The 25,800-nt window shown below is 70.4% G+C and carries 21 protein-coding genes; 11 read left to right on the forward strand and 10 right to left on the reverse strand.

Features of this window, described 5'->3' with window-relative positions; translation table 11 throughout:
• Positions 1-55: 55 nt before the first annotated feature.
• Positions 56-955 (reverse strand): acyltransferase domain-containing protein, encoded by a 900-nt coding sequence (locus EDD92_RS13080; protein ID WP_123964465.1) that lies wholly within the window; start codon positions 953-955, stop codon positions 56-58.
• 78 nt (positions 956-1,033) lie between these two features.
• Between EDD92_RS13080 and EDD92_RS13085 the strand changes: the two genes are divergently transcribed.
• Entirely contained in the window at positions 1,034-1,312 is a 279-nt protein-coding gene (locus EDD92_RS13085; protein WP_123964466.1) for a DUF6343 family protein, read from the forward strand.
• A 152-nt stretch (positions 1,313-1,464) separates the two neighbouring features.
• On the opposite strand, the gene EDD92_RS13090 is transcribed toward EDD92_RS13085, so the two are convergent.
• The 4 genes from EDD92_RS13090 to rpsA form a co-directional block, all read right to left on the reverse strand.
• Positions 1,465-1,845: a tetratricopeptide repeat protein gene (locus EDD92_RS13090; protein WP_123964467.1), complete on the reverse strand. Its 381-nt coding sequence runs from the start codon at positions 1,843-1,845 to the stop codon at positions 1,465-1,467.
• Between the two features lie 50 nt (positions 1,846-1,895).
• Positions 1,896-2,534, reverse strand: a complete 639-nt coding sequence (gene coaE / locus EDD92_RS13095; RefSeq protein ID WP_123964468.1) for a dephospho-CoA kinase — start codon at positions 2,532-2,534, stop codon at positions 1,896-1,898.
• A 45-nt stretch (positions 2,535-2,579) separates the two neighbouring features.
• Complete coding sequence (locus EDD92_RS13100) at positions 2,580-3,518, reverse strand: PAC2 family protein (protein WP_123964469.1); 939 nt, start codon at positions 3,516-3,518, stop codon at positions 2,580-2,582.
• A gap of 303 nt (positions 3,519-3,821) precedes the next feature.
• Positions 3,822-5,318, reverse strand: a complete 1,497-nt coding sequence (gene rpsA / locus EDD92_RS13105) for a 30S ribosomal protein S1 (RefSeq protein WP_123964470.1) — start codon at positions 5,316-5,318, stop codon at positions 3,822-3,824.
• Positions 5,319-5,716: 398 nt separating this feature from the next.
• Here rpsA and EDD92_RS13110 point away from each other — a divergent pair, with 398 nt between their 5' ends.
• Together EDD92_RS13110 and EDD92_RS13115 are read left to right on the forward strand one after the other, a co-directional pair.
• Positions 5,717-6,538 carry a class I SAM-dependent methyltransferase gene (locus EDD92_RS13110; protein WP_123964471.1) on the forward strand — a complete coding sequence of 274 codons (822 nt, stop codon included), beginning with the start codon at positions 5,717-5,719 and terminating at the stop codon, positions 6,536-6,538.
• Positions 6,539-6,542: 4 nt separating this feature from the next.
• On the forward strand, positions 6,543-9,443 hold the full coding sequence (locus EDD92_RS13115) for an ATP-dependent helicase C-terminal domain-containing protein (protein WP_123964472.1): 2,901 nt from the start codon (positions 6,543-6,545) through the stop codon (positions 9,441-9,443).
• Here the strand turns inward: EDD92_RS13115 and EDD92_RS13120 are convergent.
• The 3 genes from EDD92_RS13120 to EDD92_RS13130 all read right to left on the reverse strand — a co-directional run bounded on the left by EDD92_RS13120 (position 9,433) and on the right by EDD92_RS13130 (position 12,464).
• The gene (locus EDD92_RS13120) at positions 9,433-10,425 is read right to left on the reverse strand and encodes a DUF3068 domain-containing protein (RefSeq protein WP_123964473.1); all 993 of its coding nucleotides are present in this window, start codon (positions 10,423-10,425) and stop codon (positions 9,433-9,435) included. The genes EDD92_RS13115 and EDD92_RS13120 overlap by 11 nt on opposite strands.
• A 21-nt stretch (positions 10,426-10,446) precedes the next feature.
• On the reverse strand, positions 10,447-10,581 hold the full coding sequence (locus EDD92_RS13125; RefSeq protein ID WP_123964474.1) for an SPW_0924 family protein: 135 nt from the start codon (positions 10,579-10,581) through the stop codon (positions 10,447-10,449).
• A 164-nt stretch (positions 10,582-10,745) separates the two neighbouring features.
• The gene (locus EDD92_RS13130) at positions 10,746-12,464 is read right to left on the reverse strand and encodes a lytic transglycosylase domain-containing protein (protein ID WP_123964475.1); all 1,719 of its coding nucleotides are present in this window, start codon (positions 12,462-12,464) and stop codon (positions 10,746-10,748) included.
• 343 nt (positions 12,465-12,807) lie between these two features.
• Here EDD92_RS13130 and EDD92_RS13135 point away from each other — a divergent pair, with 343 nt between their 5' ends.
• Positions 12,808-13,665: a DUF4184 family protein gene (locus EDD92_RS13135; protein ID WP_123964476.1), complete on the forward strand. Its 858-nt coding sequence runs from the start codon at positions 12,808-12,810 to the stop codon at positions 13,663-13,665.
• Here the strand turns inward: EDD92_RS13135 and EDD92_RS13140 are convergent.
• Both EDD92_RS13140 and polA read right to left on the reverse strand, forming a co-directional pair.
• Positions 13,631-14,011, reverse strand: a complete 381-nt coding sequence (locus tag EDD92_RS13140) for a hypothetical protein (protein WP_123964477.1) — start codon at positions 14,009-14,011, stop codon at positions 13,631-13,633. The two genes, EDD92_RS13135 and EDD92_RS13140, sit on opposite strands and share 35 nt — an antisense overlap.
• Positions 14,012-14,464: 453 nt before the next feature.
• Positions 14,465-17,191 (reverse strand): DNA polymerase I, encoded by a 2,727-nt coding sequence (gene polA / locus EDD92_RS13145; RefSeq protein WP_123964478.1) that lies wholly within the window; start codon positions 17,189-17,191, stop codon positions 14,465-14,467.
• A 329-nt stretch (positions 17,192-17,520) separates the two neighbouring features.
• Between polA and EDD92_RS13150 the strand changes: the two genes are divergently transcribed.
• The 7 genes from EDD92_RS13150 (at position 17,521) to EDD92_RS13180 (ending at position 25,797) form a co-directional block, all read left to right on the forward strand.
• Positions 17,521-19,824 (forward strand): FdhF/YdeP family oxidoreductase, encoded by a 2,304-nt coding sequence (locus EDD92_RS13150; protein ID WP_123964479.1) that lies wholly within the window; start codon positions 17,521-17,523, stop codon positions 19,822-19,824.
• 51 nt (positions 19,825-19,875) lie between these two features.
• Complete coding sequence (locus EDD92_RS13155; RefSeq protein ID WP_123964480.1) at positions 19,876-20,364, forward strand: PaaI family thioesterase; 489 nt, start codon at positions 19,876-19,878, stop codon at positions 20,362-20,364.
• 52 nt (positions 20,365-20,416) lie between these two features.
• Positions 20,417-20,875, forward strand: coding sequence for a hypothetical protein (locus EDD92_RS13160; protein WP_123964481.1), 459 nt, complete (start codon positions 20,417-20,419; stop codon positions 20,873-20,875).
• A complete protein-coding gene (locus EDD92_RS13165; RefSeq protein ID WP_123964482.1) occupies positions 20,872-21,441 on the forward strand; it encodes a Tat pathway signal sequence domain protein in 570 nt (189 codons plus the stop codon). The genes EDD92_RS13160 and EDD92_RS13165 overlap by 4 nt, the downstream gene beginning before the upstream one ends.
• A gap of 295 nt (positions 21,442-21,736) precedes the next feature.
• A complete protein-coding gene (locus tag EDD92_RS13170) occupies positions 21,737-22,963 on the forward strand; it encodes a branched-chain amino acid ABC transporter substrate-binding protein (protein ID WP_123964483.1) in 1,227 nt (408 codons plus the stop codon).
• 102 nt (positions 22,964-23,065) lie between these two features.
• Positions 23,066-23,998, forward strand: a complete 933-nt coding sequence (locus tag EDD92_RS13175) for a branched-chain amino acid ABC transporter permease (RefSeq protein ID WP_123964484.1) — start codon at positions 23,066-23,068, stop codon at positions 23,996-23,998.
• A gap of 5 nt (positions 23,999-24,003) precedes the next feature.
• Positions 24,004-25,797: a branched-chain amino acid ABC transporter permease gene (locus EDD92_RS13180; RefSeq protein WP_123964485.1), complete on the forward strand. Its 1,794-nt coding sequence runs from the start codon at positions 24,004-24,006 to the stop codon at positions 25,795-25,797.
• Positions 25,798-25,800 lie beyond the last annotated feature (3 nt).

The raw sequence follows: 25,800 nt of genomic DNA on the forward strand, positions 1-25,800 counted from the left end.
GGACCGGCCGCCGCTTCGGAACTCATCGCTGCCGAGCGGACTTTCGCAGGGTTCCCTACAACGGGAACCAGCCGTGCCCGATGTACCAGTGGCGGCCCGCCCTCAGGTGGTCGCCGACCGCCCGCTCCACCGCCGTACGCCGGGGCAGGCTCTCGACGGGCAACTCCGGGTCGCCGAACACGAACTGGACCGGTTCCTTGTCGGCCGGCTCCCGGTCCTCGCGGGCGACCCGGAAGCGGTCCTGGAACCGCACGATGTTGGAGTCCGCCGGCAGATACTCCTTCAACTGCGCATCCAGCAGCCAGGAGTGGCACAGCGCGGCCCGGTACTTCTCCTCGGGGTAGTGCAGCGCGAAGAACTCCGTCGCCAGCGCCAGCGAGCGCTCGCAGGCCGCCGGTGACAGCGGGCCGAGGTAGTCGGGGATGTGGACGTTCAGACAGGGCGTGCCCGGCGCCGCGTCCAGGCCGGCCGCCGCGAGGACCCGCGCCGTGCGCTGCCCGTGCCGCGCCCGCTCGAACTGCAGCCGCCCCAGCTGGTACAGCTCGCCCCGGAAGTGGTGGGTCAGCCACCACGGCGCCTGCACGCCCGCCCGGCGGTGCCGCCTGCGGTGCACGGCCATGTTCCGTCCGAGGTCGGCGAGGGTGTGCCGGGAGACCTCGTCCGGGACGCCCCGCGCACGGTGGTACGCGCGCGTGTACGGCAGCGCGGCCACGAACACGTACACGGGGAAGCAGCGCTGCAGCGGTCCCGACGCCCAGTCCAGCTGGGGCAGGTCGACGGCGGTGCCGACCTCCCCCATCCCCCGGACGAGTTCCTCCACCGACGCCTCGAGGGCCCGCAACAGCTCCGGGTCGTCCATCACCCGTCGGCCCATCCGTACGAGTTGGTTGATGTCCTCGTGCGGTACGGCGAGGTCCAGCAGCACCTCGGCGAGCTCATCGGCATCCGGCAGCACGCGGCGACCCCCTAGTCCCGTTCCCCTTGGTGAACGTCCGTCCCGAAGAGTACGTTGCAAACAGGAGTAGTGATCCCGATGCGTACGGGCAGTGAGCCGACGACCGCGCGCAGTGCACTGCGGGCGCGCTTCTGGCTGAGCGTGTGGGGGCTGGTCTGGGCGATCTTCGGCACAGCCGCGTTCGCCCTGGTCGGACGCCCCGGGTGGGCAGCCGCGTGCGGTGTGCTGTGGCTGGTGGTCACGGTCGACATGACCGTCATCCTCAAGCACATGCGCGAGGGCCCGCACTACCAGCCGGGCCGGGACATACCCCCGTACCGGCCGCCGGAGAGCCGGCCCCCGAGCCGGCCCCGCTGAGCGGGCCGCGCCCCGTAGGGACGCGGGGCTGTATCAAATTCGCGGATCCGCCGCGATGGGGGTCCCCCCGCTCGAGCGAAGCCGAGAGTGCGGGAGCGACCAGCCCCACCGGACCGCAGCTTCATCACCGCGCTACCAGCGGAGCGCAGCGCTCACGAGTCGAACCGCGCCGCTTTCAGGTACTGCGGGTTGGGGTCGAGCGCGGCCGCCAGTCTGAAATGGCGCTTGGCCTGCTCGGCCTCGCCCCGGCGCTCATAGGTCCGGGCGAGCGCGAAGTGCGCGAACGCGTTGTCCGGTTCGCGCTCCAGGACGATCGTGAACTCCAGCTCGGCGGGCCGCAGTTGCGCGGCGGCGAAGAAGGCACGCGCGCGCAGCAGCCGGGCCGCGGTGTTCTCCGGGTGGGCGGCGATGACCGAGTCGAGCAGCTTCACCGCGCCCCGCGGGTCCCGTGCGTTGAGCAGCTGCTCGGCGGCACGGAAGTCGATGACATGCGTCTCCGGAGTACGTCCGGTCGAACCGCTGGTCTCGGGCACGGCAGAGTCCTTCCCTCACTCGAAGGGTTCAACGCCCCGATCAGGGGGCCCTATTCCTGCGGCGATCGTGGCGTACCGGACGACCCGGACGCGGCCTGCGCTCTGCGTACGAGGTCCGCCCAGACGTCCTTCACACGGCGCTGGAGCTCTTCCAGCGGTACGTCGTTGTCGATCACGACGTCCGCGATGTCCCGGCGCTTTTCGCGCGTCGCCTGGGCGGCCATGCGCGCGCGGGCGTCCTCCTCGGTCATGCCGCGCAGCCGTACGAGCCGGTCGAGCTGGGTCTCGGGGCTCGCGTCGACGACGATCACGAGGTCGTACAGCGGGGCGAGGCCGTTCTCCGCGAGCAGCGGCACGTCGTGGACGACGACCGCGTCCTCGGCGGCGGCCGCCTCGAGCTCGCGGGAGCGCGCGCCCACCAGGGGATGCACGATCGAGTTCAGGACGGCGAGCTTCTCCGGGTCGGCGAAGACGATCGAGCCGAGCTTCGGCCGGTCGAGACTGCCGTCGGCGGCGAGCACCTCCTCGCCGAAGGCCTCGACGACCGCCGCCAGCCCGGGTGTCCCCGGCGCGACGACCTCGCGCGCGATCCGGTCGGCGTCGATCAGCACGGCACCGCACTCGACGAGCAGCCGCGACACCTCGCTCTTGCCGGCACCGATCCCGCCGGTCAGCCCCACAGTCAGCATGAGCGGCAGCTTAGGGCCTGCCACTGACGGCGGGACCACCGGAGGTCAGTTGTCGCCCTCCCGTTCCGCCAGGAAGCGTTCGAACTCGAGGCCGATCTCGTCCGCCGACGGGATGTCGACGGGCTCGGCCAGCATGTTGCCCCGGCTCTCGGCGCCCGCGACGGCGTCGTACTGGTTCTCCAGGCCCGAGACGAGGGTGGTGAGCTCCTCGTCGCCCTCCTGGATCTGCCGGTCGATCTCGGTCTGGGTGCGGTGCGCGTCCGTGCGCAGGGAGTGCGCGATGCCGGGGAGCACCAGGCCGGTACCGGCCGTGATGGCCTCCAGGACGGTCAGGGCGGCGTCCGGGTACGGGGACCGCGCGATGTAGTGCGGCACGTGCGCGGCGACACCGAGGACGTCGAAACCGGCCTCCATGAGGCGGTACTCGACCAGCGACTCGGCGCTGCCGGGGACCTGCGCCTCGTCGAAGGGGCTGCGGTGGCCCGGGACGAGGTCGTTGCGGTTGCCGTGCGGCGTCAGTCCTACAGGGCGGGTGTGCGGCACGCCCATCGGAATGCCGTGGAAGTTCACGGAAAGGCGCACGCCGAGCCGCTCCACGATCTGCTGGACGGCCGCGGCGAACCGCTCCCACTCCACGTCCGGCTCCGGGCCGGACAGCAGCAGGAAAGGCGCCCCGGTGGCGTCCTGGACGAGCCGCACGTCGATCGTGGGCTCCTCGTACTCGGTCCACCGGTCGCGCTTGAAGGTCAGCAGCGGACGGCGGGCACGGTAGTCCACGAGCCGGTCGTGGTCGAAGCGGGCGACGACCTGGTGGGGCTGCGAGTCGAGGATCCGGTCGACGATCTGGTCGCCGGTCTCGCCCGCGTCGATGTATCCGTCGAAGTGGTAGAGCATGACAAGACCGGCCGACTCCTGGGCAAGCGCCATGTCGACGACAGCCAGCCCCTTCGGCTCCCATGCGTACAAACCCTGCGGATCAAGCACAGTGACCGCTCCTCCTCGTGTTCGTACGTTCCAACACGCCCTGGAACAGCGGCATTCCCACCCAGCCCCCTGATCAGCCCTCTCTTACGCCCTTTTCATGACAGGGGGAGGGCCTTTCATGGCAAGGGGGAAGGGCAGCGCCCCGACAGGGGCGCGGGGCTGTATCGATTTGCGGCTCCGCCGCGTGGGCGCGACAAGCCCCACCGGCCCGCAGCCGAACGACAAGGCCTGGGCAACGCTGAGGGGCCGCACCTCAAAAGGTGCGGCCCCTCAGTTACCGGCTAAGCCTCAGCGAGCCAGCGTTCAGCTCTGACCACCGGCCAGCTTCTCCCGCAGAGCGGCCAGCGCCTCGTCGGACGCCAGGGCACCGGAGGTGTCCGCACCCTCGGAGGAGTACGAGCCACCGCCCGCGGCCGGAGCCGCACCCGCAGCCTCTCCGCCCTCGGCGGCAGCGGCAGCGTCGGCCTCGCGGCTCTTGATGACCTGCTGCTGGTGCTGCTCGAAGCGCTGCTGCGCCTCGGCGTACTGGTGCTCCCACGCCTCGCGCTGGGTCTCGTAGCCCTCGAGCCAGTCGTTGGTCTCGGGGTCGAAGCCCTCGGGGTAGATGTAGTTGCCCTGGTCGTCGTAGGACGCGGCCATGCCGTACAGGGTCGGGTCGAACTCGACCGTGGCCGGGTCGGCACCGAAGGCCTCGTTGGCCTGCTTCAGCGAGAGGCTGATGCGACGGCGCTCGAGGTCGATGTCGATGACCTTGACGAAGATCTCGTCGTTGACCTGGACGACCTGCTCCGGGATCTCCACGTGGCGCTCGGCCAGCTCGGAGATGTGGACCAGGCCCTCGATGCCCTCGTCCACGCGGACGAACGCACCGAACGGAACCAGCTTCGTGACCTTGCCGGGCACGACCTGGCCGATCTGGTGCGTGCGGGCGAACTGCTGCCACGGGTCTTCCTGGGTCGCCTTCAGCGACAGGGAGACGCGCTCGCGGTCCATGTCGACGTCGAGGACCTCGACGGTGACTTCCTGGCCGACCTCGACAACCTCGGAGGGGTGGTCGATGTGCTTCCAGGACAGCTCGGAGACGTGGACCAGACCGTCGACGCCACCCAGGTCCACGAAGGCACCGAAGTTGACGATCGAGGAGACCACACCGGAGCGGACCTGACCCTTCTGCAGGGTCGTGAGGAACGTCTGGCGGACCTCGGACTGGGTCTGCTCCAGCCAGGCACGGCGGGACAGGACCACGTTGTTGCGGTTCTTGTCCAGCTCGATGATCTTCGCCTCGAGCTCCTTGCCCACGTAGGGCTGGAGGTCGCGGACACGGCGCATCTCGACGAGGGAGGCCGGCAGGAAGCCACGGAGGCCGATGTCGAGGATGAGACCACCCTTGACGACCTCGATGACGGTACCGGTGACGATGCCGTCCTCTTCCTTGATCTTCTCGATGGTGCCCCAGGCACGCTCGTACTGGGCGCGCTTCTTCGAGAGGATCAGGCGGCCTTCCTTGTCCTCCTTCTGGAGAACAAGGGCTTCGATCTCGTCACCGACGGCGACGACCTCGTTCGGGTCGACGTCGTGCTTGATCGAGAGCTCGCGGCTCGGGATGACACCTTCGGTCTTGTAACCGATGTCGAGCAGGACCTCGTCCCGGTCGACCTTCACGATGACGCCGTCGACGATGTCGCCGTCGTTGAAGTACTTGATCGTCTCGTCGATCGCGGCGAGGAAGGCTTCCTCGTTACCGATGTCGTTGACCGCAACCTGCGGGGTGGTGGCGGTGGTCTCGGTGCTGCTCGTCATGTGGGAAAGGGCTCCGGTACGGACATTGAAGTCGTAGGTACTGCTACGCCGGGAGCCCGTATCGCTCTGAAGAAGCCGGACAGCCAAGGAAGCGCCCCAACAGCCAACTGGAAATCCAGATACTGGTGATGGCGCCTCGACAACCGAGGGGACATACAACAGATGCGAGCGCAGCCTGCTACGTCTGAGGTGCGCAGGCCCGCAGCGCAACTTGTAGCATACGGGGGCAGCCGGACAGGGTCAATGCGCGAACGCGCACACCCGGGGCGGATCGCCGCATACCCGGCACAAGAACTGTCTCTGGAGGCCGCGCAGGCCTGAGAGACCTCTTCCGTGACACTGCCGAGAGGCCGACTGCGCCATAAGGGTGACGGAAGAGTACGACGAGGGAGCCGATCATCCAAGAGCCCGTATCTTCCGATTCCGCGTTCGAGCCGGAAGCCACCCGCCGCGCGTCCGACGTCGCGGAGAGCGCCCGCGCCAACCGGGGCTGGTGGGACCGGAACGCGGACGAGTACCAGGTCGAGCACGGCACGTTCCTGGGCGACGACCGTTTCGTATGGGGTCCCGAGGGCCTCGACGAGGTGGAGGCGGAGCTGCTCGGCCCGCCGGAGGACCTCAAGGGCAGGGACGTCCTGGAGATCGGCGCCGGTGCGGCCCAGTGCGCGCGCTGGCTGGCCGCCCAGGGGGCCCGCCCGGTCGCCCTGGACATCTCGCACCGTCAGCTGCAGCACGCGCTGCGCATCGGCGGAACGTTCCCTCTGGTGTGCGCCGACGCGGGTGCGCTGCCCTTCGCGGACGGCTCCTTCGACCTGGCGTGCTCGGCGTACGGGGCGCTGCCGTTCGTGGCCGACCCGGTGCGGGTCCTCACGGAGGTGCGGCGGGTGCTGCGTCCGGGCGGGCGTTTCGTCTTCTCGGTGACCCACCCGATCCGCTGGGCGTTCCCGGACGAGCCGGGCCCCGAGGGGTTGTCCGTCTCCGCCTCCTACTTCGACCGCACTCCCTATGTCGAGCAGGACGAGGAGGGCCGCGCGGTCTACGTCGAGCACCACAGGACGCTCGGCGACCGGGTCCGGGACGTCGTCGCGTCGGGTTTCCGGCTGGTGGACCTGGTCGAGCCGGAGTGGCCGGCCTGGAACACCTCCGAGTGGGGCGGCTGGTCGCCGTTGCGCGGGAATCTCATCCCGGGGACGGCGATCTTCGTCTGCGTACGAGACTGAGTGCGTGATCCGTTACGACGCCCTGGACGCGCTGCCGGTACGTGGTGCGCTGCCCGCTCTGCACGACGCGCTGGAGGGGCACGGCACGGCTGTCCTCGTGGCACCGCCCGGCACCGGCAAGACGACGCTGGTGCCGTTGGCGCTTGCGGGGTTGCTCGGGGACGGGCCTGCACGCCGCGTGGTCGTGGCGGAACCGCGCCGTATCGCCGCCCGTGCCGCTGCCCGGCGCATGGCGTGGCTGCTGGGCGAGAAGGCCGGCGAGAGCGTCGGGTACACCGTGCGCGGCGAGCGGGTCGTCGGGCGGCACGCACGCGTGGAGGTCGTGACGACCGGTGTGCTGCTGCAGCGGCTGCAGCGCGATCAGGAGCTGGCCGGTGTGGACGTGGTGGTGCTCGACGAGTGCCACGAGCGGCATCTGGACGCCGACACCACGGCCGCCTTCCTGTGGGACGTACGGGAGACGCTGCGGCCGGAGCTGCGGCTGGTGGCCGCGTCCGCGACCACTGACGCCGAGGGGTGGGCGCGGCTGCTGGGCGGGGCGCCTGTGGTGGAGGCCGAGGGCGTCTCGCATCCGGTGGAGGTGCTCTGGTCGCCGCCGGCCCGTCCGGTACGGCCGCCGCACGGCATGCGGGTCGATCCGGCGCTGCTGACGCATGTGGCGTCGGTGGTGCGGCGGGCGCTGGCCGAGCGGGACGGGGACGTGCTGTGCTTCCTGCCGGGCGTGGGCGAGATCGTGCGCGTGGCGGGGCAGCTGGGGGACCTGGGCGGCGTGGAGGTGCTGCAGGTGCACGGGCGGGCGCCGGCCGCCGTGCAGGACGCGGTGCTGGTTCCCGGGCAGCGGCGCCGGGTCGTCCTTGCGACCTCGGTGGCCGAGTCGTCGCTGACGGTTCCAGGGGTGCGGGTGGTTGTCGACTCGGGCCTGGCGCGGGAGCCGCGGGTGGACCATGCGCGCGGGCTGAGTGCGCTGACCACGGTACGGGCCTCGCAGGCGGCCGGGCGGCAGCGGGCGGGCCGGGCCGGGCGTGAGGCGCCGGGAGCGGTGTACCGGTGCTGGACGGAGGCCGAGGACGCCCGCCTGCCGCGTTTCCCGGCACCGGAGATCAAACTGGCCGACCTGACGGCGTTCGCCCTGCAGGCGGCGTGCTGGGGCGATCCGGAGGCGTCCGGGCTGGCGCTGCTGGATCCGCCACCGGGCGGGGCGATGGCGGCGGCGCGGGCCGTGCTGACGGCGATCGGGGCGGTGGACGCCGACGGGCGGGCCACGGAGCGGGGCGCCGCGCTGGCCCGGCTCGGGGTGCATCCGCGGTTGGGGCGCGCGCTGCTGGACACGGCCGGCGAGGGCGCCGAGGCGGTGGCGCTGCTCTCGGAAGAGGCACCGCGCGAGTACGGCGACGACCTGGCCGCCGCTCTGCGCACCGCGCGCCGCGGCGGTGACGCCTATGCGAAGCGCTGGCGGACGGAGGTGCAGCGCCTGCGGGCCGTCGCGAAGCAGTTCGCGCCGCCATCGGCCCGGGAGCCCGTTCCGGTGGCGGGAGGCCCCGACGCCCCGCCCCGGACGACGGACAGCGACGCGGCCGCCACATCCCCTCGGCCCGAGGAGCCACGGCGCCCACCGACCGTCCCGAAAGAGCCCGCACGACCAACCGCCGGAAGACCTGTCCCGGGGGCAGGAGACACCGACACCTCACCCGAGACGACCGACGGCAACGCGGCCGCCACACCTCCCCGGCCCGAGGAGACACAGCGCCCACCGACCGTCCCGAAGAAGCCCGCGCGACCAACCGCCGGAAGACCTGTCCCGGGGGCAGGAGACACCGACACCTCACCCGAGACGACCGACAGCAACGCGGCCGCCGCACCCCCTCGGCCTGGCCCCGCCGCCACTTCGCCCGCGCTCGCCCCGCTGACGGCGGGCGGACGGGCGGGTGGCGGTGACGACCGTCTCGTCGGCCTCGTGGCGGCCCTCGCCTTCCCCGAGCGTGTCGCCAAGGCCGACGGTGGCTCCTACCTCATGGCCTCCGGCACCCGGGCCGAACTCCGTGACGGCAGTCCCCTGCGCGGTGCCCCGTGGATCGCCGTCGCCGTTGCGGACCGTCCCGTGGGCAAGGGGCACGCGCGCGTGCAGCTCGCCGCCGCGGTGGACGAGGACATGGCCCGGTCGGCGGCGGCCTCGCTGTACTCCGAGGGCCAGGAGGTCCACTGGGCCGACGGGGACGTCGTGGCGCGGCGGGTGGAGCGGCTGGGGGCGATCGAGCTGGCGGTGCGGCCTCTGGCGGACGCCGACCCCGTGCTCGTACGCAATGCGCTTCTGGACGGGCTGCGACAGGAAGGGCTGGGCCTCCTGCGGTGGTCGGCCGATGCCGACGTACTCCGACAGCGGCTCGCTTTCTTGCAGCTGCATCTCGGGGAGCCGTGGCCCGAGGTCTCCGACGATGCGCTGCACGCGCGCGTGGACGAGTGGCTGGAGCCCGAACTGGGCCGGGCCCGGCGGCGGGCCGACCTCGCGCGTATCGATGCCGGGCAGGCACTCACCCGCCTGCTGCCGTGGGCCTCGGGGGAGGCGGGTCGGCTCGACGAGCTCGCCCCGGAGCGGATCGCCGTCCCCAGTGGGTCCAGGATCCGGATCGACTACGGCGACCCCGAACAGCCGGTGCTCGCCGTGAAGTTGCAGGAGATGTTCGGGCTGCAGGAGTCGCCCGCCGTCGCGGGGGTGCCGCTGCTGGTGCATCTCCTCTCCCCCGCCGGCCGTCCGGCGGCCGTCACGGCCGACCTCGCCTCCTTCTGGAGGGACGGCTACAAGGGCGTACGGGCGGAGCTGCGCGGCCGGTATCCGAAGCATCCGTGGCCCGAGGATCCCGCCGGCGCGGAGCCGACCCGGCACACCAATGCGCGGCTCAGGCGGTAATCGGTTCCGGCGTGGTGGACTCGGCCGGTTCCGGGTCGCCGGGGCGGCGGCTGCGGGCCTCCAGCCACAGTGACAGGGCGAGCAGCAGCACGCCGAGGGGCAGGAAGCCCCAGGGCAGGTAGGACGTCATCAGCAGGACCAGGGTGCGGTTGGACTTGACCAGGGCGACCGTGTGCTTGATGTAGTCCTCGCGCATCTTGACGTGGCCGGCGAAGGCCGTGACCTTCTCCCGGCCGCCCAGGAGGGTGCCGCCGCGGAGTTCCTCCTTGTGGATCTCCTCGCCGTACACGGGCGCGCCGGTGACCGGCTCGACCCAGAACTTGCGGACCGTGGTGTACCAGCGGGTGGTGCCGGTCTTGGCGACAGACTCGGGCGTGATGCCCTGGACGGGCATGGTCCTGGGGAACTTGACCTTGGTCCAGGGGATGGTCTGCTCGAAGTAGTAGACCTTCAGGCCGCGGAAGTTCTGGGTGCCCTTGTAGTGGATGGGGTTGGTGGTGCGGGCCTGGGCGTCGAAGTACTCGTAGTCCCGTTTCTGCGTCAGGAAGGGCCACTTGAACTCGATACCGGTCCGCTTGACCGGGTCGCCGTCGACCATCTCGCCGGTGGCGTGGACGGGGGCCTGGCTGTGGGCGTCGAAGATGTAGCGCTCGGGGATCCGGGAGACCATCTTGCCGTCGGGGCCCTGGACGTAGGAGAGGCCGTCCCAGACGACGACGTCCCGGCCGGCCGTCTTCTCGATCTTCTTCGCGGCCTCCACGTTTCCCTTGAGGGTCTGCACGATGGTGACCTCGGGGACCGTGCGGGCCTTCATCGTGCCGTAGTCGAGCAGGGTCGCGTTCTTCGCCTCCAGGACCATGTCCTGGTACTGGTCGGCCGGGATCTTGGCCAGGCGCGGGAAGGCGTACCAGCGCAGCAGCGGGGACAGTGCCGCGAAGAACACGGCGAAGGCGAGCAGGACCAGACTGGCCTTGCGGCGCATCTCGGCCTCCCTCCCGGGCGGTTACGGGTGTGCGGGCACCGTGGTCAGCAGCGGTTTCGGGGACGTCTTGCCCGTGGGACTGCCCATGGCCGTGATCGTGAGGACCAGCGCGAGGGCGAGGGCGAGACCGGTCGCGGCGGCGATCAGGGCGCGCATGCCTGCCTCCCGGCGGACGGGAACACGGACTGGAACTGATACATCGTCAGGTCCGGCACCGTAGCAACGGGCGGGCGAGATGAGAACACGTTGCACACACAACGACGGCGGCGGCGCCCTCTGGTCGAGGAGCGCCGCCGCCGTCGCAGGGACGATACGGAGGATTATGCGGAAGGACTGGGTGACGGGCTGGGACTGGCCGAGGAGTCGGCCGCCGCGACCGTCAGCTGGATGTTGAGGGTCGCGCCGCCCGCGGTGGTGATGCGGAGGATGAAGTTGCCGGTGTTGTCGTCGGCGTACAGCTTCGGCAGCGTCAGCAGGCCCTTGGCGTCCGTCGTCAGGCCGGTCAGGGTGCGCACGGTCTTGCCGTCGGCGTCCTTGAAGTAGGGGCCCTTGTCGTTCTCGGTCGGGTCGAGCACCGACTTGATCAGCGTTGCGGTGACCGCGACCTTGTCGGCGACGGCGCCCTTGTAGGTGGCCTTCACCTCGGCCTGGTCGGCGAACTCGCCGCCCGGGGTGCAGGTCAGCGCGGTGTCGCTGGTGCGCACGACGCTGTCGGCGACGCGCTCGGTGACGGTGGCGGTGTAGTCGAGGCCGGTGACCACGCGGCCCACGACGGTGGCACGGACGGTGAAGTTGCCCGTCTTCTCGCCCGCCTGCAGGGTGGGGGCGACGGCCACGCCGGAGCTGTTGGTGACGACCGTGGCGACGGACTCGCCGCCGGTGAAGGTGGTGTCGGTGTCGCCGACGACGGTGAAGCGGACCCGGACCTTGGCTACCGCCTTGCCGGACTTGGTCACGGCCTTGGTGCTGATCTTCTTGGTGAACGCGTCGCCGGCCATCGCGGTGAGCTTCGCGGTGCCCGCGTCCGCCAGGTGGTCCACGGTGTCGGTGGGGGTTGGGGTGGGCGACGGGGTGCCCGGCGTGCTCGGCGTACCGGGCGTGTTCGACGGCGGCGCACTGGGGCTCGGTGAGCCGGTGCTCGGCGGTGTGGTCTTCGGGGGCGGCGTGGGCGACGGCTTGGGGTTGGCCTTCTGGCCGTCGTCGCTGCGGCCCGAGGGGACGCTGCCGCTGCCGTCCGGGATCTCGTGGGTGCCCTTGCGGTAGTACTCCAGCCACGACAGGACGAGGTTCAGGTAGTCCTGGGAGTTGTTGTAGCTGAGGATCGCGTGGTTCACGTCGGCCGGGACGGACAGGTCCCAGCCGTTGCGGCACAGGTAGTGGCCGGCGGCCAGAGCGGCGTCGTAGACGTTGTTGGGATCCTTGACCCCGTCGCCGTTGCCGTCGCGGCCCGCCCACGCCCAGGTCGACGGGATGAACTGCATGGGGCCGACGGCCTGGTCGTAGCTGCTGTTGCCGTCGTACTTGCCGCCGTCGGTGTCCTTGATCAGCGCGAAGCCGTTGCCGTCGAGCTGCGGGCCGAGGATCGGAGAGATCGTGGTGCCGTCCGCGTTGACGCGGCCGCCACGGGCCTGGCCCGACTCCACCTTGCCGATCGCGGCGAGCAGCTGCCAGGGCAGGTTGCAGCCGGGCTTGGACTCGCGCAGCTCGGCCTCGGCCTTCTTGTAGGCGTCGAGGACGGTGGCGGGAATGCCCGCCTCTGCCGCGCCCTGCGCCACGGGGGTGCCGGTGGCGCCCGGAGTGGGCGAGGGGTTCGGGCTGTTGAGCGGGGGGAGATCGGTGTAGTACGGCGAGTTGCCGGTCGCGGCTCCGTCGCCTGCGGACGCATCGGGCGAGGGCTGGGCCTCCGAGGCGGTCTGTCTGCCGTGGTCGTCGGCTGTGACCCCCGGGGCCTGGGACGCGGACAGGGCAGCGACCGCGGCCGCTGCCACGGCTGTGGTTGCCGCTCCTTTGCGCAGCCTCATGCCGAATTGCGCCGCCATAGAGTGAACCCCTCCCGTGGACGCACCAGCGTCCGCCTTCGTCTGTCCAGCGCGTAGTGCGCCCGCCCTGTTGTGACGATCGACCCGGCGTGCGGGTTGCCCTCGTATCGCTCTCTTGTTTCTGTCGAGTTCCTGTCGGGTTGCTGTGTTCACCAGTTCGACCGTGCCGCCCGACACGGTGACCCAGGCGACCCTACGACAACTTCCTTTCCACGGGGACCCGTTCGTGCCCGATATTCACCAGTTGGCCATGTGCGACCGGTACGGAATCGCGGCACGCATACTGGACCGGAGCGATCACCCGGGCCGTCCGCTCGGGCAATGTCCGGCGTGAGGAGCCCAGTTGCCGTTCACCCTGAGCCATGCGGCTGCCGTCCTGCCCGCCGTCCGCAGCGACGGGACCGGCCGGGGACGGCTGGTGCCGGCCGCCCTCGTGGCCGGTTCCTTCGCGCCCGACATGACCTATTACGCGGCAAGTGCGGTGCCCGGTGCGATGGAGTTCGGAGAGGTCACGCACTCCTTCCCCGGCGTCTTCTCGGTCGACGTGCTGGTGGCCTGGGCCTTGGTCGGGCTGTGGCTGCTGGTGCGGGAGCCGCTGGTGGCGCTGCTGCCGCGGCCCTGGCAGCCGCGGCCGGCCGCCCTGCTGCGATGCGGGGCGCCACGCGCACGCTTACGGCCGTCGCTGGCCGCGTGGTGGTATGCGTCCGCGGCACTCGGCGCCCTGACCCACGTGGTGTGGGATGCCTTCACGCATCACGACCGGTGGGGGGTGCGGCTGTTTCCCGTGCTGGGCCGGGGGCTGTGGGGGTCTCCCTTGTACTGGTACCTGCAGTACGGGGGTTCGGTGGCGGCCGCGGTGGTGATCGCGCTGTGGGTGACGCGGGCGCTGCGGAGGGCGTCTGCGCACCCGGTTACGGCTGCGGTCCCCGTGTTGTCGCTGCGGGACCGGTGGTGGGCCTGTGTGGTGATCTGCGGGTGCGCAGGGGTCTGGGCCGTGGAGCGGGCCGCGCGGTGGTGGGCATTCTGGGGCGCGGTGGCCAAGCCCTGGGAGTTGATTCCGGCCCTGTGCTTCGGCGCGGGCGCGGGGCTGCTGCTCGGGCTGCTGCTGTACGTGATGGGGGTGCGGGTGTGGCGGCCGGTGCCGTCTGCCGCAGAGCCTGAGCGGGTCAGCGTGGAGCAGGGCCGTCCGGCCGGTCGGTGAGGGTGCTCGCGGTCACGATGAACACCCTGACGGTGCGGGCGTGGCGGCTGCGGCGGACGCGGACGAGCAGCCCGGTGACGTAACTGCGGCCCAGGCCTGCCCACAGCCGCCAGGCCGGCGGCTCTGCGGGTCCCCTGCCGGGCCGGGGCAGTCCCCTCCCGGGCCGGGGCAGCCGGCGCCGAAGGTCCGCCGCCGTGCGGCGCAGGACGACGACGAGGTCGGTGGGGATGCGGGCGGTGCTTGCACGAGCGGCGAAGGCCGGCACCGGTGCGGGTGGCACGGCGGGCGCCCTCTCGGCACTCGCCTGTGCTCTCGCCGGTCGGCGGTTGAGCATGCGTATACCCATGCCCGCATCCTTACGGTACGAGGGCGGTGGGGGCCTTTTCGCGGGGGCCACCTGAGTGACGGTTCCCTGCGGGGGGTGACAGGTTCGACGGGGCTCCCCCTTGCGCAGAGGGCTCACCTGCCCCATCGCCGGAGGCCAGGCGGACTTGGTGAGGTCCCTGCGGTTCGGCCGCGCCCCGAAAGGGGCGCGGGGCTGTGTCGATGCGCTCCGCCGCGTGGGCGCGACCAGCCACGACGCGCCCCAGACACCCGACAGCCCACTGCGCGGAAGGTTGGGCCGCGCCCTGAAGGGGCGCGGGGCTGTGTCGAAATGCGGCTCCGCCGCGTGGGCGCGCCCTGCCGCAGCGCACCCGCACGCGTCGGACTACCCACCGCGCGCAGGCCTCACCCCCCTGGCCCGGGGGGCTGGCTCGCCACCCGGCCGGGCACCGAACCCCCGCCCCACGGCCGGAGGCTAGTGCGCCGCCGACTCCCAGTCGGAGCCCACCCCCACCGAGACGCCGAGCGGCACCCTCAGGTGCACGGCATCGGCCATTTCGCGGCGGACGATCTCCTCCGCGGCGGCGCGCTCGCCGGGGGCGATCTCCAGGACGATTTCGTCGTGGACCTGCAGGAGCATGCGGGAGGTGAGGTCGGCCGCCCGCAGCGCGTCGTCCACCTTCAGCATGGCGATCTTGACGATGTCCGCGGCGGTGCCCTGGATCGGCGCGTTCAGAGCCATGCGCTCAGCGGCCTCGCGGCGCTGGCGGTTGTCGCTGTTGAGGTCGGGCAGGTAGCGGCGGCGGCCGAAGAGGGTCGCCGTGTAGCCCGTGGCCCGCGCCTCGTCGACGGCCCGGCGCAGGTAGTCCCGGACGCCGCCGAACCGCTCGAAGTACGTGTCCATCAGGACCCGGGCCTCGCCGGCGTCGATGTTCAGCTGCTGGGACAGGCCGAAGGCCGACAGACCGTACGCCAGGCCGTACGACATGGCCTTGATCTTGCGTCGCATCTCCGCGTCGACGTGCTCCTTCTCGACCGAGAAGACCTGCGCCGCGACCGTGTTGTGCAGGTCCTCGCCGGAGGTGAACGCCTCGATGAGGCCCTCGTCCTCGGAGAGGTGGGCCATCACGCGCAGCTCGATCTGGCTGTAGTCGGCGGTCATCAGCGACTCGAAGCCCTCGCCGACGACGAAGCCGCGGCGGATGGCCCGGCCCTCGTCCGTGCGGACGGGGATGTTCTGCAGATTGGGGTCCGTCGACGACAGTCGGCCGGTCGCGGCGACCGTCTGGTTGAAGGTGGTGTGGATACGGCCGTCGGTGGCGATCGTCTTGATCAGACCCTCGACGGTGACGCGCAGCTTCGCCTGCTCGCGGTGGCGGAGCATGACGACGGGCAGTTCGTTGTCCGTCTGGGTGGCCAGCCAGGCCAGGGCGTCGGCGTCCGTGGTGTAGCCGGTCTTGGTCTTCTTCGTCTTGGGCAGGCCCAGCTCGCCGAAGAGGACCTCCTGGAGCTGCTTGGGCGAGCCCAGGTTGAACTCGTGGCCCGCCGCCGCGTGTGCCTCCTTCACCGCCTGCTGCACGGCGCCCGCGAACATCTGCTCCATGGCCTCCAGGTGGGCGCGGTCGGCGGCGATGCCGTGCCGCTCCATGCGGGCGAGCAGGATCGAGGTGGGCAGCTCCATGTCGCGCAGCAGGTCCGCGGCGCCGACCTCCTCCAGGCGGCCCCGGAAGGCCTCGCCGAGGTCGAGGATGGCGCGGGCCTGCACCATGAGCGCCTCGGCCTCCGCGCCGTCGTCGGCGCCGAAGGCGAGCTGGCCGTCGGCCGCGGCGGCGGGGGCCAGCTCACGGCCCAGGTACTCCAGGGACAGCGCGTCCAGGTCGAAGGAGCGGCGGCCCGGCTTGACGAGGTAGGCCGCCAGCGCGGTGTCCATCGAGACACCGGCGACGGACCAGCCGTGCTCGGCGAGGACGCGCATGGCGCCCTTGGCGTTGTGCAGGACCTTGGGGCGGCCCTCGGCGGCCAGCCAGGTCGCCCACGCGTTCTCGTCGGCCTCGTCCAGCTGGGACGGGTCGAACCAGGCGGCCGGCCCCTCCGCGGTGGCGAGCGCGACCTCGGCGACCGAGCCGGTGCCCAGCGCCCAGGTGTCGACCGTGGCCACGCCGAGCGTCTCGCTGCCGTGCTCGGTGAGCCAGCCGGCCAGCTCGCCCGTGCCCAGCGCGGTCCCGTCCAGCTCCACGCCGGGTGCCACCGGTGTCGCCTCGGCCTCCTCGCCGCCCGGGTCCACGGCGAGCAGCCGCTCGCGCAGCGAGGGGTTCCTGATCTCCAGGGTGTCCAGGACCATCGCGACGGCCGTGCGGTCGTACGGGGCGCGCTCCAGGTCGGCGACCGCCTTGGGCAGCTCGACCGTGCGCACCATCTCGGTCAGGCGGCGGTTGAGCTTGACCGCCTCCAGATGCTCGCGCAGGTTCTGCCCGGCCTTGCCCTTGACCTCCTCGACGCGCTCGACGAGCTCCGCGAACGAACCGAACTGGTTGATCCACTTCGCGGCGGTCTTCTCACCGACGCCGGGGATGCCCGGCAGGTTGTCGGACGGGTCGCCGCGCAGCGCCGCGAAGTCGGGGTACTGCGCGGGCGTCAGCCCGTACTTCTCGAAGACCTTCTCCGGAGTGAACCGGGTCAGCTCGGAGACGCCCTTCGTCGGATACAGCACCGTCGTGTGCTCGCTGACCAGCTGGAAGGAGTCGCGGTCGCCGGTGACGATCAGCACCTCGAAGCCCTCGGCCTCCGCCTGGGTGGCGAGGGTGGCGATGATGTCGTCCGCCTCGAATCCGTCGACCGCGAACCGCGACGCGTGCATCGCGTCGAGGAGCTCGCCGATCAGCTCGACCTGGCCCTTGAACTCGTCCGGGGTCTTGGACCGGTTGGCCTTGTACTCCGTGAACTCCTCGGAGCGCCAGGTCTTGCGGGAGACGTCGAAGGCCACCGCGAAGTGCGTGGGCTCCTCGTCACGCAGGGTGTTGGCCAGCATCGACGCGAAGCCGTAGATCGCGTTCGTCGGCTGGCCCGTCGCCGTCGTGAAGTTCTCCGCCGGCAGCGCGAAGAACGCGCGGTAGGCCAGCGAGTGCCCGTCCATGAGCATGAGGCGGGGCCGCGTGTCGCCGCCGGCGGTCTTGTCGGTCGTCTTCGATGCTGTTTCTGCCACGCCCCGATCCTGCCACGTGCCACTGACAGTCGTGGCTCCCCGCCGGATCGGCATCTCCCCCACCGCCTCGAGAGCCGGGAAGGCCCCCGGCGCCGCCGCCGAAACCGATCGCCAACCCGGCGCAAGGAGGCGCAAGGAAACGACAACCGGCGCCGGCACTCCCGGCGCCGCCGTCGCGGTCGATCACCGTCACAGGGGAAAGAAACGGCGCCCGGCGCCGGCACAACCGGTGATCACGCCCCGCGCACAGAACCGGCTGCCCTCGCTGTCAGTCGCGCGTGCGAGGATCGAAGTGCTAGCACGCAGGTGTCTGTGAAGGAGAGTGCGCGATGGCGACGAAGCCGCCCAAGGGTGATCCGGTCCAGGACGCGCCGCAGGTCGCCGGGCCCAAGCATGCGGCGGCGGGACTGCCGGCCATCGGGCACACCCTGCGCATCGCCCAGCAGCAGATGGGCGTGAAGCGGACCGCGCTGACGCTGCTGCGCGTCAACCAGAAGGACGGCTTCGACTGCCCGGGCTGCGCCTGGCCGGAGCCGGACCACCGGCACAAGGCGGAGTTCTGTGAGAACGGCGCGAAGGCGGTCGCCGAGGAGGCCACCCTGCGCCGGGTCACCCCGGAGTTCTTCGCCGCGCACTCCGTCGCCGACCTCGCCACCCGCAGCGGCTACTGGCTGGGCCAGCAGGGCCGGCTCACCCACCCCGTGCATCTGCCCGAAGGGGGCACGCACTACGAGCCGGTGAGCTGGGAGCGCGCCTTCGACATCGTCGCCGAGGAGCTCGCCGCCCTCGGCTCCCCCGACGAGGCGCTCTTCTACACCTCGGGGCGCACCAGCAACGAAGCGGCCTTCCTCTACCAGCTGTTCGCCCGGCAACTCGGCACGAACAACCTGCCCGACTGCTCCAACATGTGCCACGAGTCGTCCGGTTCGGCCCTGAGCGAGACGATCGGCATCGGCAAGGGCAGTGTTCTGCTGGAGGACCTCTACAAGGCCGACCTGATCATCGTCGCAGGCCAGAACCCGGGCACCAACCACCCGCGCATGCTCTCCGCCCTGGAGAAGGCCAAGGCCAACGGCGCGAAGATCATCAGCGTCAACCCGCTGCCCGAGGCCGGCCTGGAGCGGTTCAAGAACCCGCAGACCCCGCAGGGCATGCTCAAGGGCGCCGCGCTCAACGACCTCTTCCTGCAGATCCGCATCGGCGGCGACCAGGCCCTCTTCCGCCTCCTCAACAAGCTGGTCCTGACGGAACATGAAAGCGCCTCCGGCGCGGGCTCGGGCGCAGTCGACGAGGAGTTCGTACGCGAACACACCCACGGCTACGAGGAGTTCGCCGCGGCCGCCAAGGCCGCCGACTGGGACGAGACCCTGACCGCGACCGGTCTCACGCGCGCGGAGATCGACGCCGCGCTGAAGATGATCCTCGCCTCCAAGCGCACCATCGTGTGCTGGGCGATGGGCCTCACCCAGCACAAGCACTCCGTGCCGACCATCCGCGAGGTCGTCAACTTCCTCCTGCTGCGCGGCAACATCGGCCGCCCGGGCGCGGGCGTGTGCCCGGTGCGCGGCCACTCGAACGTGCAGGGCGACCGGACGATGGGCATCTTCGAGCGCCCCGCCCCCGCCTTCCTTGACGCCCTGGAGAAGGAGTTCGGCTTCGCACCCCCGCGCGAACACGGCTACGACGTCGTCCAGGCCATCCGCGCCCTGCGCGACGGCCGGGCGAAGGTGTTCTTCGCGATGGGCGGCAACTTCGTGTCCGCCTCCCCCGACACCGAGGTCACCGAGGCGGCCATGCGGCGCGCCCGCCTCACCGTGCACGTGTCGACCAAGCTCAACCGCTCGCACGCCGTCACGGGCGCGCGTGCCCTGATCCTGCCCACCCTGGGCCGCACCGAGCGCGACCTGCAGGGCAGCGGCGAGCAGTTCGTGACCGTCGAGGACTCCATGGGCATGGTGCACGCCTCCCGCGGCCGCCTGGAGCCCGCGAGCACACATCTGCTGTCCGAACCGGCCATCGTCTGCCGCCTGGCCCGCCGCGTACTCGGCGAGGACAACACGGTGCCCTGGGAGGAGTTCGAGAAGGACTACGCGACCATCCGCGACCGCATCGCGCGCGTGGTCCCCGGCTTCGAGGACTTCAACGCGCGCGTGGCCCGCCCCGGCGGCTTCACCCTCCCCCACGCGCCGCGAGACGAACGCCGCTTCCCCACCGCCACCGGCAAGGCGAACTTCACGGCGGCTCCCGTCGAGTACCCGAAGCTGCCCGAGGGCCGTCTGCTGCTGCAGACGCTGCGCTCGCACGACCAGTACAACACCACCATCTACGGCCTCGACGACCGCTACCGCGGCATCAAGAACGGCCGCCGCGTCGTCCTGGTCAACCCCGAGGACGCACGCACGCTCGGCGTGGCCGACGGCTCGTACGTCGACCTGGTCGGCGAGTGGAAGGACGGCGTCGAGCGCAGGGCGCCCGGCTTCCGCGTCGTGCACTACCCGACGGCACGCGGCTGCGCCGCCGCCTACTACCCCGAGACCAACGTCCTGGTGCCGCTGGACTCCACCGCGGACACCAGCAACACCCCGGCCAGCAAGTCCGTCGTCGTGCGTCTGGAACAATCGACCACCGACTGAGCGTTTGCTCAGGCAGGCTGGACGAGTGATCAGGACGAACGGAGCCGGGCCATGGGCGAGCAGCAGTACGTGAAGTTCCCGCAGGAGGTCATCGACGAGTACGCCGCACTCGGCGTCGACCTCCCGGCCCTCTTCTCCGCCGGACACCTCGGCACCCGCATGGGCGTGGAGATCCTCGAGGCCTCCGCGGACCGCGTTGTCGGCACCATGCCCGTCGAGGGCAACACCCAGCCCTACGGCCTCCTGCACGGCGGCGCCTCCGCCGTCCTCGCCGAGACCCTCGGCTCCGTCGGCTCCATGCTCCACGGCGGCAGCTCCAAGATCGCGGTCGGCGTGGACCTGAACTGCACCCACCACCGCGGCGTACGCTCCGGCCTGGTCACCGGCGTGGCCACCCCCGTCCACCGCGGCCGCTCCACCGCCACGTACGAGATCGTGATCAGCGACGAGGACGGACGGCGCGTGTGCAGCGCACGCCTGACCTGCCTGCTGCGTGACGCACGGCCCGGCGACGGGGCGCATGTGGGCGCCGCAGGCTGACCGGGCCCGCCCCAGGGTTGTCCACGGACAACCCCCGCCCTAGCGTCAAAGCATGAGGCGAACCCCTCCCCGTCGCGGCCGGCGCACCCTCACCGGCACCCACGCCACCGCCGACACCCCAGCCGTCTCCCGAACCCGCGCCCTGTCCCTCACCGCCGCCGTCCTCGCGGCGGCGCTCGGCGCGGGCTGCTCCTCCGGCTCACCCTCGGCACACGGGTCCACGCCCGGCCCGGACGACACCTCACCCGTCTCCGCCTGCACCAGGCTGATCTCGTACTGGGCCAAGGAGACGATCACCGGCGGGAAATGGGCCGGCCTCGACTGGGAGCAGAAGGGCCTGTCCAACCAGCAGTACGAAATAATGGACACGATCATCAAGAACGCCCGCACCGAGCAGAAGCGCCACGGACTGGGCTCCGCAAAGAAGTTGATCGACCGTCAGTCCAAGCAGCGCTGCACCGAGGAGAACGGTGCCACCTGGAGCTCGGAGAACTGGCGCCCGCCGACATGACGAGCGGCATCGGCCCGGTCGAGGAATCCGGACCCGAGGCCCGGGACGCGGGAGAGGTCCTCGCCTCCCGCCCTCCGGCCCGCCCGCGGGTGCGCGCCGCCGTGACCGTCACAGGCCTGGCCGCCGTCCTCACCGCCACGCTCTTCACTGCGCCCCTCGGCGACGCCCGGCAGGCCACCTTCACCCCCTGGCCGCTCAGCGTCACCCAGCTCACCTACGCCGGCCTGCGCGAACCCCCCGACCCCCGCACCCGGACCTTCGCCTTCCGGCTGCGGGCCTTCCTCGACGCCGGCCCGCCCACCACGCTGACTCGCCTGGCACAGCCCTACGACGGTCTGACCATGAACATCAGCCCCGCCACCCCCCTCACCCTGAATGCCGGAAAACCGCGCACCCTCACCCTCCTGGTGGCCGTCCGCCACTGCACAGGACTTCCACAGGGCGTCGAACTTCCTTTCCTGAACGTAACGTTGCGTAACATGCGCGGAACGCAGAACCCGAGCTACATCCTCGGCGCCGTCTATGCGCAAGACCTCTCCGCGTCACTCCGCACCCTCTGCATGTGATCCCAGTCACAAGATCTCGTCACGCCCGAACGGAACTGCGGATTCTCACCATGCGGTCATCCCACCGCGGTTGGAAAGCCCGATCTGTCCATCTGAAGACACAAGCTTCGGTTTTCATGCATAACAAGAAAGTCACATCCTTACCTTCACCGGTCCCCCACCCCGTCAGCTGGACCTAAAGTCACGGCCAGTCACTGTGCCACGGGGGCGCGAAAACGGATTCGAACCATCGACTCCGGCCCACCAGCACAACGGCACCTCACCAGAGGGAGCCGCGCCTGGGAAAGGACTGACCGTGCGAAACCGTTCATTGCTCATCCTCACCACCGTGATCACCACTGGTGCCCTCACGCTCACCGCATGCGGCTCGCGCGACAAGAACGATTCCAAGAGCAACAACGGCACCACCGTCGTCATCGGTGTCGACGCCCCCCTCACCGGCTCGCTCTCCGCGCTCGGCCAGGGCATCAAGAACTCCGTGGACCTCGCCGCCAAGACGGCCAACAAGAACAACGAGGTCAAGGGCATCACCTTCAAGGTCGTAGCCCTCGACGACCAGGCCGTGCCCGCCTCCGGCCACCAGAACGCCGTCAACCTCGTCGGCAACAAGGACGTCCTCGGCGTCGTCGGCCCCCTCAACTCCGGCGTCGCCCAGTCCATGCAGAGCGACTTCGCCAAGGCCAACCTCACCGAGGTCTCGCCCGCCAACACCAACCCCGCCCTCACCCAGGGCGACAACTGGGCCTCGGGCAACCTCAAGCGCCCCTTCAAGACCTACTTCCGCACGGCCACCACGGACGTCATCCAGGGCCGCTTCGCCGCGCAGTACTACTACAACGACGCGAAGAAGCGGAAGGTCTTCGTCATCGACGACAAGCAGACCTACGGCGCCGGCCTCGCCGCGATCTTCTCCCAGGAGTTCAAGCGCCTCGGCGGCAAGGTCGTCGGCACCGACCACATCACCGTGAAGGAGACCGACTTCTCCTCCACCGCCGACAAGGTCAAGTCCTCCGGCGCCGACTCCGTCTACTTCGGCGGCCAGTACCCCGAAGGCGGCCTCATCTCCGACCAGGTCAAGAAGACCGGAGCCAAGATCCCCACCATGGGTGGCGACGGCATCTACGACCCCGCCTTCATCTCCGCCTCCGGTGTCCCCAACGACGGTGACCTCGCCACCTCGGTCGGCTACCCCGTCGAGCAGCTCGACACCGCCAAGACCTTCATCTCCGACTACAAGGCAGCCGGCTACAAGGACCCCTACGCGGCCTACGGCGGCTACTCCTACGACGCCGCCTGGTCCATCATCCAGGCCGTCAAGTCCGTGGTCGAAGCCAACGACGGCAAGCTCCCCAGCGACGCCCGCGCCAAGATCACCGAAGCCATGCAGAAGGTCTCCTTCGACGGCGTCACCGGCAAGGTCTCCTTCGACCAGTACGGCGACACCACCAACAAGCAGCTGACCGTCTACAAGGTCGAGAGCGGCGCCTGGAAGGCCGTCAAGAGCGCCACCTTCAAGGACTGACCCGCACAACCAAGCCCCGCACCACCTGAAACCCACCGCGCGAGGGCGCAAACAGCGCCCTCGCGCGGAGTCATATCCGACACGCTCATCGGAGGCCCTGCGGTGCACGAACTGCCGCAAACGCTGGCCAACGGCCTGACCCTCGGTGCCCTGTATGGCCTCATCGCCATCGGCTACACCATGGTTTACGGGATCGTCCAGCTCATCAACTTCGCCCACGGCGAGATCTACATGATCGGGGGCTTCGGCGCCCTCACGATCTACATCTGGCTGCCCAGCGGCACCCCACTGCTCGTCGCCATCCCGTTCATGATCATCGGCGGTGTCATCGCCTCAGTGGCCGTCGCCACCGCCGCCGAACGATTCGCCTACCGGCCACTGCGCACCGCCCCACGCCTGGCCCCCCTGATCACCGCAATCGGCCTCTCCATCGCCCTCCAGCAGATCGTCTGGGGCTTCTACCCCGGCGCCAAGCAGGCCAAGAGCTTCCCCGAATTCCACGGCGACGCCTTCAAAATCACCGACAACCTGCAGATCCAGCGCGCCGACCTCTTCCTGCTCATAGCCGCCCCGCTCTGCATGCTCATGCTCGGAGTCTTCGTCTCCAAGAGCCGCGCCGGCCGCGCCATGCAAGCCACCGCCCAAGACCCCGACACCGCCAAACTCATGGGCGTCAACACCGACCGCATCATCGTCATGGCCTTCGCCATCGGCGCCGCCTTCGCCGCCATCGCCGCCGTCTCCTCCGGCCTCAAATACGGCCAGATCAACTACGAGATGGGCTTCATCGCCGGCCTCAAGGCCTTCACCGCAGCCGTCCTCGGCGGCATCGGCAACATCTACGGCGCCATGCTCGGCGGCGTCGTCCTCGGCCTCGCCGAAGCCCTCTCCATCCAGTACATCCAGGACATCCCCGGAATGGACAAGCTCGGCGGCGGCGCCTGGGCCAACGTCTGGGCCTTCGTCCTCCTCATTCTCGTCCTCCTGGTCAGGCCCCAAGGCCTGCTCGGCGAGCGCGTCGCGGATCGAGCGTGATATCGATGACGACCAACGAAACCCACGAGACCACCCCGGTCATCCCGCTCCCCGAAGCAGGCGCACGCCTCACACTCGCCGTCGGCGCCATCGCCACCCTCGCGAGCACCTTCCTCTCCTGGACCTACACCACCGACTTCCCCGGCGACCTCACCGTCACCGGCTACCCCGGCGGCCTCCAGGTCCTCACCCTCGCAGGCGCCATCCTCACCCTCATCTACGCCCTCGCAGGCCACGGCATACGAGGCTTCGGCTGGCTCAACCCCGCCGGGAGCAACACCCCGCTCCTCCTGATGGCCCTCGGCACCTTCGCCACCACCTGGTTCACCGTCATCGCCATCGCCATCGAACTCGGCGGACTCGTCAACCTCGACCCCGGCGGCTTCATCGCGGCAGCAGCCTCACTCATCACCCTGCTCGCCGCCCTCGCACTCCCCCTCCCCCGCGACACCGACCCCACCACCACCCCCGTCAAACGGGCCACCACCCCCCTCTTCGGCACCGCCCACGGCCGCCTCAAGCAGCCCACCACCCTGAACTCCTGGACCGAAATCGGCATCATCATCGCCGTCTTCGCCCTCGGCCTCTGGGTCGCCGCCTACGGCATCCAAACCCCCTACGGCGAACTCTTCGTCGGCTACCTCATCATCACCGGATTCGCCTTCGGCGCCGTCGCCCGAGCCGGACTCACCACCCGCCTCCAGGCCCTCACCACCAAACACCGCCAAGTCACCATCGGCGCCGCCTTCGCCGCCGCAGCAGCATTCCCCTTCACCCAGAACACCGACGAGTTCACCCTCCTCGCCGTCAGCATCCTGATCTTCGCCACCGTCGCCCTCGGCCTCAACGTCGTCGTCGGCCTCGCCGGACTCCTCGACCTCGGCTACGTCGCCTTCCTCGGCGTCGGCGCCTACACCGCAGCCCTCGTCTCCGGCACCACCGCCAGCACCTTCGACGTCAAGTTCCCCTTCTGGGCCGCCGTCCTCACCGGCGCCGCCGCATCGCTCATCTTCGGCGTCCTCATCGGCGCCCCCACCCTGCGACTGCGCGGCGACTACCTCGCCATCGTCACCCTCGGCTTCGGAGAAATCTTCCGCATCGCCATGGGCAACCTCGACGGCACCTCGGGCCCGAACATCACCAACGGCCCCAACGGCATTCCCAACATCCCCGACCTCAAGATCCTCGGCTTCGACTTCGGCGCCGAACACACCATCCTCGGCTTCACCCTCGGCTCCTACGCCAACTACTTCTGGCTGATGCTCATCTGCACCGCGCTGGTAGTCACGATCTTCGCCCGCGCCGGCAACTCCCGCATCGGCCGCGCCTGGGTCGCCATCCGCGAAGACGAAACCGCCGCCACCGCCATGGGCATCAACGGCTTCCGCGTCAAACTCATCGCCTTCGCCCTCGGCGCCACCCTCGCCGGCCTCGCCGGCACCATCCAGGCACACGTACAGCACACCGTCGTCCCCGAGATGTACGTCTTCGCCGGACCGGTCCCGCCCAGCTCCGCATTCCTCCTCGCCGCCGTCATCCTCGGCGGCATGGGCACCATCACCGGCCCCCTCCTCGGCGCCACACTGCTCTACGTCATCCCCACCAAGCTGCAGTTCCTCAACGACTACCAGCTGCTCTTCTTCGGCATCGCGCTCGTCCTCCTGATGCGCTTCCGCCCCGAAGGAATCGTCGCCAACAAACGACAGCAGCTCGAATACCACGAGACCGACCAACTCGCCGTACCCGAAGGCGCAACCCTCCCCGAAGGCACGGTCGGCGTCTCCAAGGCAGGGGCGTGAGAC

The organism is Streptomyces sp. TLI_185 (genome assembly GCF_003814765.1).
Taxonomy (GTDB): domain Bacteria; phylum Actinomycetota; class Actinomycetes; order Streptomycetales; family Streptomycetaceae; genus Streptomyces.